This is a genomic window from Aggregatilinea sp. (genome assembly GCF_036822615.1).
In the GTDB taxonomy this organism is placed as follows: domain Bacteria; phylum Chloroflexota; class Anaerolineae; order Aggregatilineales; family Aggregatilineaceae; genus Aggregatilinea.
Genome location: NZ_DAISHJ010000139.1, coordinates 1 through 12536 on the forward strand (window position 1 = coordinate 1; position 12536 = coordinate 12536).

General features: G+C 63.3%; 16 protein-coding genes. 15 read left to right on the forward strand and 1 reads right to left on the reverse strand.

Features of this window, described 5'->3' with window-relative positions:
* Positions 1 to 20: 20 nt before the first annotated feature.
* The 13 genes from V7116_RS22945 to V7116_RS23005 all read left to right on the forward strand — a co-directional run bounded on the left by V7116_RS22945 (position 21) and on the right by V7116_RS23005 (position 9159).
* On the forward strand, positions 21 to 419 hold the full coding sequence (locus V7116_RS22945; protein WP_324394318.1) for a hypothetical protein: 399 nt from the start codon (positions 21 to 23) through the stop codon (positions 417 to 419).
* Between the two features lie 272 nt (positions 420 to 691).
* Positions 692 to 1090 (forward strand): GNAT family N-acetyltransferase, encoded by a 399-nt coding sequence (locus V7116_RS22950; protein ID WP_324394319.1) that lies wholly within the window; start codon positions 692 to 694, stop codon positions 1088 to 1090.
* Between the two features lie 199 nt (positions 1091 to 1289).
* A complete protein-coding gene (locus V7116_RS22955) occupies positions 1290 to 1913 on the forward strand; it encodes a GNAT family N-acetyltransferase (protein ID WP_324394320.1) in 624 nt (207 codons plus the stop codon).
* A 37-nt stretch (positions 1914 to 1950) separates the two neighbouring features.
* A complete protein-coding gene (locus V7116_RS22960; protein ID WP_324394321.1) occupies positions 1951 to 2556 on the forward strand; it encodes a GNAT family N-acetyltransferase in 606 nt (201 codons plus the stop codon).
* Between the two features lie 3 nt (positions 2557 to 2559).
* Positions 2560 to 3138 (forward strand): GNAT family N-acetyltransferase, encoded by a 579-nt coding sequence (locus V7116_RS22965; protein ID WP_324394322.1) that lies wholly within the window; start codon positions 2560 to 2562, stop codon positions 3136 to 3138.
* Positions 3139 to 3163: 25 nt separating this feature from the next.
* Positions 3164 to 3760: a GNAT family N-acetyltransferase gene (locus V7116_RS22970; protein ID WP_324394323.1), complete on the forward strand. Its 597-nt coding sequence runs from the start codon at positions 3164 to 3166 to the stop codon at positions 3758 to 3760.
* A 4-nt stretch (positions 3761 to 3764) separates the two neighbouring features.
* Positions 3765 to 4340 (forward strand): GNAT family N-acetyltransferase, encoded by a 576-nt coding sequence (locus tag V7116_RS22975; protein WP_324394333.1) that lies wholly within the window; start codon positions 3765 to 3767, stop codon positions 4338 to 4340.
* A 15-nt stretch (positions 4341 to 4355) separates the two neighbouring features.
* On the forward strand, positions 4356 to 4943 hold the full coding sequence (locus V7116_RS22980) for a GNAT family N-acetyltransferase (protein ID WP_324394324.1): 588 nt from the start codon (positions 4356 to 4358) through the stop codon (positions 4941 to 4943).
* Complete coding sequence (locus tag V7116_RS22985; RefSeq protein WP_324394325.1) at positions 4940 to 5533, forward strand: GNAT family N-acetyltransferase; 594 nt, start codon at positions 4940 to 4942, stop codon at positions 5531 to 5533. Before V7116_RS22980 ends, V7116_RS22985 begins: the two co-directional genes overlap by 4 nt.
* Before the next feature lie 3 nt (positions 5534 to 5536).
* Complete coding sequence (locus V7116_RS22990) at positions 5537 to 6124, forward strand: GNAT family N-acetyltransferase (RefSeq protein WP_324394326.1); 588 nt, start codon at positions 5537 to 5539, stop codon at positions 6122 to 6124.
* A gap of 4 nt (positions 6125 to 6128) precedes the next feature.
* Positions 6129 to 6707: a GNAT family N-acetyltransferase gene (locus V7116_RS22995; RefSeq protein WP_324394327.1), complete on the forward strand. Its 579-nt coding sequence runs from the start codon at positions 6129 to 6131 to the stop codon at positions 6705 to 6707.
* A 140-nt stretch (positions 6708 to 6847) separates the two neighbouring features.
* A complete protein-coding gene (locus V7116_RS23000; RefSeq protein WP_324394328.1) occupies positions 6848 to 7501 on the forward strand; it encodes a hypothetical protein in 654 nt (217 codons plus the stop codon).
* 113 nt (positions 7502 to 7614) lie between these two features.
* Positions 7615 to 9159 carry a hypothetical protein gene (locus tag V7116_RS23005; protein WP_324394329.1) on the forward strand — a complete coding sequence of 515 codons (1545 nt, stop codon included), beginning with the start codon at positions 7615 to 7617 and terminating at the stop codon, positions 9157 to 9159.
* Here V7116_RS23005 and V7116_RS23010 read toward each other — a convergent pair.
* Positions 9156 to 9578, reverse strand: coding sequence for a response regulator (locus tag V7116_RS23010; RefSeq protein ID WP_324394330.1), 423 nt, complete (start codon positions 9576 to 9578; stop codon positions 9156 to 9158). The genes V7116_RS23005 and V7116_RS23010 overlap by 4 nt on opposite strands.
* A gap of 364 nt (positions 9579 to 9942) precedes the next feature.
* On the opposite strand from V7116_RS23010, the gene V7116_RS23015 reads away from it, so the two are divergent.
* Positions 9943 to 10185, forward strand: a complete 243-nt coding sequence (locus V7116_RS23015; protein ID WP_324394331.1) for a hypothetical protein — start codon at positions 9943 to 9945, stop codon at positions 10183 to 10185.
* 181 nt (positions 10186 to 10366) lie between these two features.
* The gene (locus V7116_RS23020; protein WP_324394332.1) at positions 10367 to 12532 is read left to right on the forward strand and encodes an alpha-amylase/4-alpha-glucanotransferase domain-containing protein; all 2166 of its coding nucleotides are present in this window, start codon (positions 10367 to 10369) and stop codon (positions 12530 to 12532) included.
* Positions 12533 to 12536 lie beyond the last annotated feature (4 nt).

A 12536-nucleotide genomic window follows, 5' to 3' on the forward strand; every position in this document is an offset into this window, starting at 1 on the left:
GCATGGATTAACCCGCGACCGTGGCGCTGGACGTGTGCGCGGGGGAGCGCTTCGGGCTGGCCGTTTACCCGATTGCGCGCTACTTCCGCGTGCAGGCCGATCCGGCCCATCTGCCGCTGGCGCGGGCCGCGTTCGATCTGCTGGTGTATCAGGACGGCCTGAACCCGGACGATCCCGCTGGCCTGGATCGCGCGGTGCTGGCGCTGCGTCCCGGCGGCGCGCTGGCGGTGATGAACCCGCTCGGCGCGGACGATCCCGCGGCACTGCGCGACGTGTTGGACCGCGCAGGGCTGGATCCGGTCGATCCGCCGCAGCGCATGGGCGGCGGGTTACGCGCGCGCCTGTCCGATCTGGGCGATCGCCTCGCCGGGCGTGAGGCCGGGCCGCCGCCGGTGGTGTTCGCGGTGAAGGGCCGTTGAGCGCGGGGTAAGATGCCACGGGAGAACGGGACGGTTCTGTTCTCGCAGAAACCTCACCCCCGGCCCCTCTCCAATCAAGTTGAAGAGGGAAGCAACCCGCGTTCGGGAAAGGTGGAATTGCCAACATTTGTGTTGGATGAAACCGATTGATGTAAGTATCCCCCGGCGAAAGATGTCCCGTTAGGTTGGTGGTCCCAATCGCTCAAACGGCGTGAGTTGTGATACGCTAATCCCTGATCCCTATTCCCCAGTCCCTCGAAGGAGCGCACACCATGGACCTCACCTACCGCGCCAACGCGCCCGTCACCGCCCAGCAGGTTGCGGATCTGTTCCGCAGCGCGGGGCTGCGCCGCCCCGTGGACGACCTCGATCGCATCCAGCGCATGATCCAGGGCGCGGACCTGATCGTCAGCGCGTGGGACGGCGGGCGGCTGGTGGGCATCGCGCGCTCGATCACGGACTTCGCCTACTGCTGCTACCTGTCGGATCTGGCCGTCTCGGCGGACTACCAGCGGCAGGGGATCGGGCAGGCGTTGATCGACCGCACGCGCGCCGAATTGGGCGACGAAGTGATGCTCCTGCTGCTCTCCGTGCCGGACGCGATGACGTATTACCCGCGCGTCGGCTTCGAGCCGGTGGCGAACGGCTGGATCATTCATCGCGCCCGCTAAAGTGAATGTTGCCGCTCTCGCACGCATGGGCTATTCTCCTCGTGGTGCGGTGCAACTGATACCTTTGCAATCTCCTGCCGTACAATACGTTGTACTGAGCGCGCGGCTGGCGAGGGAGCCGCTCGTGTATTACCCTCTGGTTGCCCTCTGCGACTGCAGCACCCACAGGCTGATCCTGAAAGCCGAGGAGAGACTTACCATGATTGAAGGCAAGCTGGTCGATCTGGTCCCGTTCGAGGACGATTTCGCCACCTATTTCGAGACGTGGATGAACGAGGAGCCGTGGTTCATGGCTCAGTTCTGGGAGCGCCGCGAGCCACATCCTGAGGACGTGGTGAAGAAGTACATCGAAAAGATGGAGAAGAACGAGCGCGGCGCGTTGATCGGCTTCCAGGCCAAAAACGACGATCCGATCGGCGGCCTGATCTACGATCACGAATGGTCCCGCGTGCGCAAGCTGGACGTGACGTGGTTCGTGGGCGACGTGCGCTATGAAGGCAGCGACGAAGCGCTCGATGGCCTGCTGATGCTCGTGCGCTACTGCTTCGAGGTGCGCAACAGTCACCGCCTGGACGCGTCGGCGCTGGCGATCGACACGACGCGCATCAATCTGCTGGAGCGGGCCGGGTTCGTGCACGAGGGCACGCTGCGCCAGCACATCCGCTGGAACGGCGGCTACGTGGACGCGGAAGTCTACGGCCTGCTGGAAACCGAATGGCCGGGTTACGAAGCGAAGATCGCGTCGATAGACTTGCAGCCGAGCGGCCTGGAACCCAAGCCCAAGCCGGAGAAGAAAGACGAAAAGAACGGCGAGAAAAAGTGATCGCCCACGCAGCATGTGAGCACGGGAGCGTGTGGCAATGACGATTCTGAAGGGGTTGCTGGTCGATCTCGTCCCGATGAACGCGTTCGAGGACAAGATGTACGCGTTTTGGAACAACGAGTCGCGCCAGTGGGCGTTTATGGGCGAATGGGGGCCGGTTTCGCGCGCGACGATCAAGCGCATCATCGAGCACCGGCGCGAAGGCGCGGCGCACGGCTATACCGGCGTGCACTTCATAATGCGCGCCCGTGATGGCGAGACGATCGGCACGATCGGCCTGAACTGGGTCAATCAGTGGTGCCGGACGGCTTCGACCGGCGCGTGGATCGGGGAGAAGGATTACTGGTCCGGCGGGCATGGCACGGATGGGCTGCTGCTGTTGATGCAGTACGCATTCGACTGGCTCGACCTGCGGCGCATGGACCTGGAGACGATGGACATCAACAGGCGCGCCCAGCAGAACGTCGAGCGCTGCGGCTTCCGGCTGGAAGCGCGGCGGCGCGCGGCGACGTTCGTTGACGGCAAACCGGTCGATACGCTGGTGTATGGCATCCTGCGCGAAGAATGGCCGGGCCGCGAGGCGCTGGTGAACGAACTCAACCTGCGCCAGCGCGCCGAAAAACGGTACGGAAAGGTCGAATAAAGCATGCTGCAAGGACTGCTGGTGGATCTTGTCCCGTACGGGCAGGTCTACCGGGATCTTGAACACACGTGGCGCAATCACGAAGCGAGCTTCTGGTCCAGCGGCGGCGATCGACCGATCGTGACCCACGCGGAACTGCGGACGCACTTCGAGCGCCGGGCGGAATACCAGAATCGCCCCGATGCCGGGGTGACGTTTGGCGTGCAGACGAAAGACGGCACGCCGATCGGCTTCTTCAGCATCAACTGGCTCGTGCCGCATCACCGGCTGGCGATGCTCGGCGCGCGGATCGGTGATCCGGCGTACTGGGGCGGCGGCTATGGCACGGACGCGCTGACGCTTCTGGTCGATTACGCGTTCGACTGGATGGATATACACAAAGTCTGGCTGGGCACGACCGACGCCAACGCGCGCGTGCAGCGCCAGATGGAAAAAGTGGGCTTCGTGCTCGAAGCGCGCAACCGCGACGAGTCGCTGATGGACGGCGTGTGGGTGGACGGCCTGCTTTACGGCATCCTGCGCGACCAGTGGCCGGGGCGCGCCGCCGTGATCGAGCGCATCGGGCTGAAGGCCCACCGCTGAGGCCGAACTGGAGAGGAAGAACCCGATGTTACAGGGGTTGTTAGTGGATCTGGTCCCCTATGGCGATGCGTTCAAAGGCCAGGAATATCGCTGGCGCAACAGCGAGTCGTGGTTCTGGGCGACGGCGGGCGACCGCTGGATCATCTCCCGCGAGAGCGCCGAGCGCAACCAGCGCGAGCGGGCCGAACGCGCCGAGCAGCATCACTGGCAGGGCATCGTTTTTGGCATCCAGTCGAAGGGCGGCCAGGCGCTGGGTGATATGGGCCTGAACTGGGTCGTGCCGCATCACCGGCTGGCGATGCTGGGCGCGGCGATCGGGGAGCCGGAGTTCTGGGGCGGCGGCTACGGCACGGACGCGCTGCTGCTGCTGGTGGACTACGCCTTCAACTGGCTGGATTTCCACAAGCTGTGGCTGGGCACGATGGGCCTGAACGAGCGCGTGCAGCGCCAGATGGCGAAGGTCGGCTTCACGCTCGAAACGCGCCTGCGCAGCGGCATGTACGCCGATGGGCAGTGGACGGACGAGCTGCAATACGGCCTGCTGCGCGACGAATGGCCGGGCCGCGAGGCGGTGATCGCGCGGATCGGGTTGGAAGCGCGGCCTCCCAGGAAAGCCGATTAGCGTGATGCTGCAAGGGCTGCTGGTCGATCTGGTCCCGTTTGGGGATCGTTTCAAAGCGCGCGAGCACGACTGGCGCAACAGCGAGGGCGTGTTTTACTGGGCGACGGGCGGGCGCTGGTTCGAGACGCGGCGCGGCGTGGAAGAAGCGCAGCAGCGGCATCTCGACCAGTGGGAGCGCGGCGAGCCACGTATGGCGTTTGGCGTGCAGACCAAAGACGGCACGCCGATCGGCCTGTTCGCGTTCAATCACGTCCACCCGCATCACCGCCTGCTGATGCTCTCCGCGTTGATCGGGGAGCCGGACTACTGGGGCGGCGGGTACGGCACGGACGCGCTGACGCTGCTGGCGGACTTCGGCTTCGAGTGGCTCGACGCGCGTAAGCTGTGGCTGAAGACGATGAGCCTGAACGAGCGCGTGCAGCGCCAGATGCAAAAGGTCGGGTTTACGCTGGAATCCAGCGAGCGCGAAGCGACCTGGGCGGATAATGATTGGGCCGGGATGCTGACGTACGGCCTGCTGCGCGAGGAGTGGCCGGGGCGCGCCGCCGTCATCGAACGTATCGGGCTGAAAGCCCGCTGAGTGAGGTAAACCGTTATGATTCTTCGCGGACTGTTGGTGGACCTCGTGCCTTATGGCAAGGCGTTCATGGAACGCGATCACGATTGGTGGAACAACGAGTCGCGCTTTTGGGGCAGCATGGGCGACCGCCGCTTCGTCTCTCATGCGGCGGTGGATCGCGATCACGCCGAGTGGATGGAGGAAGACGGCGACACGGGCGTGCCGTTTGGCATCCAGACTAAAAGCGGCAAGCCGCTGGGGTACTTCGGCATCAACTGGATCATCCCCGCGCACCGCTGGGCGAACCTGGGCGCGGTGATCAGCGAACCGGCGTATTGGGGCGGGGGATACGGCACGGACGGGTTGCTGCTTCTGCTCGACTACGCCTTCAACGAACTCGACCTGCGCCGCTGCTGGCTGATGACGATGGCGCTCAACGAGCGCGTGCTGCGCCAGATGGATAAGGTCGGCTTCACGCTCGAAGGCCGCCAGCGTGCCGCGACGTGGGCCAACAACCAGTGGGTGGACGCGGTGCTGTACGGCATGCTGCGCGAGGAATGGCCGGGCCGCGCGGCGATGATCGAGAAGCTGGGCCTCCAGGCGCGCCCGGATCCCGACGCATGATCTTTCTGAGCGGAATTCTGGTCGATCTGGTCCCGTTTGGCGATCGCTTTTGGGCGAACGTCCCCGAATGGGAAAACGGTCCGGCGGCGTATTGGGCCAGCGCCGGGGAACGGATGGTGCTCAGCCATGCCACCGTGGACCGGTGGCGGCAGCACCGCCAGGACAACGATAATCACGGCGTGCTGTCATTTGGGATGCAAACCAAAAGCGGCACGCCGATCGGTGAAATCAGCCTCAACTGGGTCTCGGCGCACCACCGCAGCACGGAAATAGGCATCAGCATCGGGAACCCGGCCTACTGGGGCGGCGGTTATGGGACCGACGCGCTGCTGCTGGTGGTCGAGTACGCGTTCGAGTGGCTGGATCTGCGCCGGATTATCGTGGAAACGATGGCGCTCAACGAGCGCGTGCAGCGCCAGATGGACAAGACGGGCTTTACGCTGGAAGCGCGGCGCCTCAGCTACTGGTACGTTGGCAGCAGCGCGTGGAGCGACACCCTGATCTACGGGATGCAGCGCGAGGAATGGCCGGGCCGTGCGGCACTGGTCGAACGGTTGGGGCTGAAACCCCACGCAGCCCCGGAGGCGTAGGCCGTGCTCGAAGGAATTCTGGTCGATCTGGTGCCGTTCGGGCAGGACTTCGGCAAGCTCATGGGCGACTGGATGAACGGCCCGGCAGCTTACTGGGCCAACGTCGGGGATCGCCCGATCGCGTCGCGCGCGATGATCGAGCACTGGCTGGAGGGGCGGAACGCGGCGCAGCATGGCCCGGCACGGATCGAGTTCGGGGTACGAACCAAGTCCGGCAAGCCGATCGGCCAGATGGGCGTCAACTTCACCTCGGACGCGCACCGCTGGGCGAATCTGGGCGTGGTGATCGGCAACCCGACCTATTGGGGTGGCGGGTATGGCACGGATGGGTTTATCCTGCTGGTTGATTACCTGTTTACGTGGCTGGATCTGCGCCGGATTTACGTGGAGACGATGGCGTCCAACGTGCGCGTGCAGCGTATGATGGACAAGCTGGAATTTACCTTTGAAGGCCGCCGCCGCGCGATGTGGTACGCGGATGGGAGTTGGCAGGACGCGCTCGTGTACGGTGTGCTGTGTAATGAGTGGCCGGGCCGGGCCACTTTGGTGGAGAAGCTGGGGCTTAGGGCACGCCCAGAACCGGAGGCATGAACGTATGTTAGAGGGCATCCTGGTCGATCTGGTTCCCTATGGAGAGACGTATTTCAACCGCATTCCAGAGTGGGAAAACAGCATTGCGGCGTATTGGGGCAGCGCGGGAGATCGTCCGATTCTCTCCAAGGCGACCGGGAAACGATGGTATCAGGAATGGGTGGAGTCGCTGGACAAGCGCGGCGACCAGCGCATTGAGTTCGGGGTGCAGACCAAAGACGGCACGCCGATCGGGCAGATGGGGATCAATTGGATGTCCCCGACGCACCGCTGGGCGAACCTGGGCGCGCTGATCGGTGAACCGGACTACTGGGGCGGCGGGTACGGCACGGACGGGTTCATTCTGCTGGTCGATTACCTGTTCAACTGGCTGAACCTGCGCCGGATCTACATCGGCACGATGGAAAGCAACGTGCGCGTGCAGCGTATGATGGAAAAAGTGGGCTTCGTCTACGAGGGCCGCCATCGGGGGATGTGGTTCGTGGACGGCGCGTGGCAGGACGACCTGATTTACGGCCTGCTGTGCGACGAGTGGCCGGGCCGGGCGGCGCTGGTGGAAAAGCTGAACATCCGGCCCCGGTAGGGGTAGCGTGCGCTGCGCGACTTCATCCCGGTCCGTCTCCCACTTGATTGGAGTGGAGAGACAAGCCTCTGCGATCCGTAGGGGCGGAGCTTGCTCCGCCCATTTTTAGCCGGAGTTGTACCAGAGGGCAGGGGGAATGCATGGAAAATCCGTGGCGCAAACTTCCCGACCGTGAGCCATTTGTGTTGGAACAGGATCGGCCTTTTGTCGAGCAGCACAACGCGAAAGCGAAACCGGAACACTTCATTCACACAAAACTGCTGCCGGAGCCATTCCTGGGCAATCCCGATGCACCTGTAGTACTGCTGAACCTCAACCCGGGGTACAACGAGAAAGATCTGGATTCCCAGGACGCACGATTTACCGAACTCTCGCAAGACAACCGGCTGCATCGTGGCGGCAGCCACCCGTTTTATCTGCTGAATCCAGAAATTGAGAACTCACTCGCTTATCAGTGGTGGGACTCGCGGCTGCGTGAACTGATCAAGGTGTGCGGGCGTGAGTGCGTCGCCCAAAATGTGTTTGCCGTCGAGATGATGCCCTATCACAGCGCAAAATATAAGCCACTTGTCGTGCCGTCCCAGGCGTACAGCTTCGAGCTTGTCCGGCGAGCCATTCAGCGCAGGGCGGTGATCGTGCAGATGTTCGGCAAAAACGAATGGCCGAAGTGTTTTCCTGAGTTGCTGGAGCATCAACATTATTATCGCGTGAACGGACGAGGCGTGTACGTAACGCCCAGAAGCTGCCCTGAAGGATTCCCGGCCATCGTCGAAACGCTCAAAAGGCACGCCTGAGACCCATCAAGGCCGCGTAACTTGCTGCTTTCCGCCCGCCGCTGTACCCTTCTGCATACCGGTGTGGATGCCGCGTGGCGCGGCGATCCGGGAACAAGGCGGGAGGATAAGCGATGAAACGACCTGTGCTCGTGTGTCTTCTGGCGCTGATGCTGGCCCTGAGCGGGCTGCCCACCACGCACGCGCAGCAGTCGATCCCCACGATTGTCACGTTTACCAGCTCGATCGACACCGTCAGCATGGCCGATTTGGAAGCGGGGAGCGCCGCGACGGAACTCGCCTGGACGACCGTTGGTCTGCTGCACGGTGAGCACCTGACGCTGCACGTCTACCAGCAGAACCGCTGGGTTCCCGTGTTTCAGGACAACAGCGTGCCGCTGGAAGCCAGCGGATCGCGCCGGGTGACGATCGAGCATCCGCAGAATTTCGGTCCGCCCACCTATTTGCTGTCGATCGTGGATGCGAACGGGCGCATCGTGGAGCAGCGCACGCTCACGATCCCGCTGAGCACGGTAGGGCTGGTTCCGCCGGAGATTGAGTCCTTTACGGCGGACGCGCAGAGCGTGGATGCGGGGCAGATCGCGGCGGGCGCGGTGCTGATCCCCGTGACGTGGAGCGTTGCCCACCGCGTGCCGGGTTCAAATCTCGTGTTCGAGCAGGTGTTTGCGGACGGCGCTGCGGTGTCGGTCGAGCTGCCGCGCAGCGTGATGTGGGTGCCGTCGTCGGGCACGGGCATCGTCGCGCCGGTATGGCGGCAGGGCGAGCAGGCGGTCACGCTGCGGCTGCGCGCGATCAATCTCGTGTCGGGCGCGGTGTATGACGAGGCGCGCATCGTGCTACCGGTGACGGGCGACATCACGCTGCCGTCGTCCGAAGCGCCGGTCCAGCCCCAGCCGATCCTGCCGGACGCGGGCGGCGTCGCTACGCCGAGCGGAAATATCGTCTCGTTTTCGGTGTCGCCCACGGTGGTCAACCCGAGTTCGGCGGTGACGATCGCGTGGGAGGTGCGCGGGACGGGCGGCGTCACGGTCGAGGAACTGGTTCCCGGCACGTCGATGGCGCAAACGGTCGTGACGGCCCAATCGCCCAAAGGCGCGGCGACGGTCTATCTGCCCGACAACGCGCTGTACAGCGTGACGTACCGGCTGTACACGGCGGACCGAACCGAAAGCGTTGAGGCGCAGGTCGAGGTGCACTGCCCGTATACGTTCTTCTTCGGGCAGGCGGACGGCTGCCCCGCGTCCGATTCGTTCCAGACGCAGGCGACCTACCAGGAATTCGAGGGGGGATCGGCGATCTGGCGGCCCGATACGGGCGAGATTTACGTCTTCTACGAGGACGGGCAGAACGGCGGCACGTCGGCGTATTTCCTGACGACGAGCTTCCCGTCGCAGCCGGATTCGGGCACGCAGGCGCCGGTCGAAGCGCCGCCGCTGGAACGCTATCGCCCGACGGGCGGCATCGGGCAGATCTGGGAGAACGCGCCGGGTGTCGCGTCGCGGTTGGGCTGGGCGCTCGCGCCGGAACAGTCGTATACGGTTACGTTCCAGCAGGTGGCGACGACGCGCGAGCCTGCGCCAGCGTATTTATTTTATCTGACGCTGCCTAATGGGCGTGTTATCGGAAATGGGGCGGGCGGCTGGGCCTATATCACCTAACCGGACGAGACGTAGCGCTTGCTGCCGTTACCGTTGCGGTGGGGCGGGAGATGATCGCGCATCACCGCATCGAGCGCGAATTCGATGTCTTCGAGGGTGGGCGGCTTGACGAGATAATGGTTCGCGCCGCTGGACAGCGCCTGTTGGATCGTGCCCTGATCGTCGTTGGCCGATACGATCACCACCGGGACGCGCGCCGTGGCCGGGTCGCGGCGCAGGAAGCGCACGACTTCCAGGCCGTTGACACCGGGCATGTTGAGGTCCAGCATGATCACGTCGGGGATGACTTCGCTGAGATGCTGCATTGCCATGCGGGGACCGTAGGCCGTGGCAACCGTGTGTCCCAGGACACATACCTGCCCGGCGAGGCTCTCAGCGGTCCGGCGGTCGTCGTCTACAATTAGCACGTTATAGAGCATCGAACAGTTATCTCGGGTTTCGCTTGAGGAAGGCTTCAGATATGTTTCATTGTACCATAGGGCGCAAGCGTCGCTACCGCCGCAAAACGTACGCTGTACCAGGATGAGGAGGTGTCTTTGCTGGTAATTTAAGTGCATTTGAGGGGAGAATTGACTTTATAAGATCCGTCTGACGGCGGCATAAAAAGGTTAAGAGCCGCCGGAAAATTTCACAGCATCTTTAGCTTCATGAAAGTTGTACGAAGAAACAGTTGGTGCTACGATTTGATTAGGCATTAAAAAGGTAAGGATGAAATTTAAGTATTTTAACAGCATCACTACTTGACATGGCTTGCTAAAGTATGTTTTAATGAATGAAAGATGAATGATGAATGGACGTAAGATGAACATGCTGACTGCTGTGATCGTTGGATGGTTCGCTGCATCAATCCCCGTGGGACTGGTGATGGGCCGCCTTCTGGCGCGCGCCAGCCGTCCTCTCGATGAAGAAGCAGAGCCGTCTGTGCAACAGGCACGGCCCGCGCTGTCGCTGCACAAGCGGGAGGCTTCGCGCGTCGTCCCCTTTCCTCAGCAGGCGCAGCCGGTCCCGGTGAGGAACCGCGACTAGCACGAGTCCCCTCGCTTCACAGCTCAAACAACTTTATAGAGCACTTATCAACCACCCTTGCCGGATCAACGCGCAGGGGTGGTTCTTTGTTCGCGGCTGCCGGTCATGAGTTTCACCGTGTTTGTGCTACAATCTCGGCGTCCGGTTTCTCGTCAGAACGCGATGACAGATAGGGGCGCGCATGGCTACGTCGCTTTACCTCTCCCTGGTGTTCCACAATCACCAGCCTGTAGGGCAGTTCGAGCACGTCAACGAACATTCGGTGCGGACGGCTTACGAGCCGTTCGTCGATCTGATGGAGCGACACCCCGCGATCAAGTGCGGCGTGCACTTCACGGGCAGCTTGCTCGATTACCTGATCGAGCACCAGCAGCCGTTTCTGGCGCGGGTGCGGGCGCTGGTCGAGCGCGGGCAGTTGGAAGTGCTTTCGGGAGGCTATTACGAGCCGATCCTCACCACGCTGCCCGACGAGGATAAGCTGGGCCAGATCACCAAGCTGAGTCAGGCAGTCGAGGACGTGTTCGGCATGAAGCCGCGCGGTATGTGGCTGGCCGAACGCGTGTGGGAGCCGCATCTCGTGCGCCCGATCGCGCAGGCGGGCATCGACTACGTGATCATCGACGACACGCATTTCGAGGCGGCGGGCTACAACAAAGAGCGCGACCTGTTCGGCTACTTCGTCAGCGAGGAACAGGGCGACGTGGTGCGCGTCTTCCCGACGCTGAGCCACCTGCGCTACGCGATCCCCTGGGACACCGTGCCGAACCTCATGAACTGGCTGCGCGAGCAGGCCTCGCATCTGCTGCCGAACGGACAGCCAAAAATCGCGTTCATGGGCGACGACGGCGAGAAGTTCGGCGTGTGGCCGGGCACGTGGGAGCATAACTGGGGCGGCGGGCAGTATATGGAGACGCTGTTCACCGCGCTGGAAGGGGCGGGCGACTGGCTGGAAACGATCCGCCCGTGCGACTACGTGGCCGACTATCCCGCGCTGGGCCGGGTCTATCTGCCGACGGCGAGCTACTTCGAGATGGGGCAGTGGTCGCTGCCGCCGGAGCGCTTCCGCGAACTGAAGCGTATCAAGCGCGAGTTCGAGGATCAGCGCCGCGAGGACGTGCTGCGCTACCTGCGCGGCAGCATCTGGCGCAACTTCATGGTGAAGTACGACGAAGTGAACCAGATGCACAAGCGTATGCTGGTCGTGGCGGAAAAAGTGCACGCCATGGCTCCCGGTCCGGCACGCGACCGCGCGCTCGATCTGTTGTGGCGCGCGCAGGCCAACGACGCGTACTGGCACGGACTGTTCGGCGGCGTGTACCTGTTCAACTTCCGCATCGCCAATTACGCCAACCTGATCGAAGCGGAAGAACTGGCCGAGGGCGAAAATCCGCTGATCGCCGTGCGCGAGTTCGATTTCGACAAAGACAGTTTGCCGGAAATCGTCATGACCGGCGGGCACTTCAACGCGATCTGGAAACCGGGCACGGGCGGCGCAATGTTCGAACTGGATTACCGCCCGGCGCGCGTGAACCTGCTCAACATCATGACGCGGCGCGAAGAAGGCTATCACGACGAGATCCGCGCGGCGGCGCAGAGCGGGCGTTACTATACACCGGACATGGCCGAGGCGGGCGTGCAGTACGACGAGCACACGATGGTGCGCATCAAGGAGCCGGGGATCGACCAGTATTTGCTGACCGACTGGTACCGGCGCGGCGCGTTCATCGATCACTTCCTGCGGCCCGACGCCACGCTCGACGCGTTTTACCGCATGTGGTACGGCGAGCAGGGCGACTTCGTGAATCTGGCCTACGAGGCCGAGGTGCGCGGCGGCGGCAAGGAAACGACCGTCACCTTCACGCGCGATGGGCACGTGTGGGTGGGCGACTATCACCGGCCCATCCGCGTGACGAAGGCGTTCAGCTTCCAGCAGGGCAGCGACACGTTCCAGTGCGCCTACACGGTGCACAACCTGTCGGGCGCGCCCGTGGACGTGCGGTTTGCGGTCGAGACGGCGACGGGCTTCGACGGCGGGCAGTCGCTCGACTTCGCGCACCTGACGATCAACGACGAGGGCGAACGTTTGTCGCTGGCGGTGCAGGCGGCCTACGAGGACGTGACGCGCCACACGGCATCCAGCGTGCTGCGCAAAGTCGCGCTGACGACCGAATTGAGCGATCCGTGCGCGCTGTGGGTCGTGCCGCTCGAAACGGTGACCATGAGCGAGGCCGGGTTCGAGCGCGGCTATCAGGGCACGGTGACTTTGCACGTTTGGGCGCTGCATCTTGAACCGGATGGCGTGTGGCAGGGTACGATCACACAGAGCGTGCGCGCGGTCAAGGGGTAGCGCG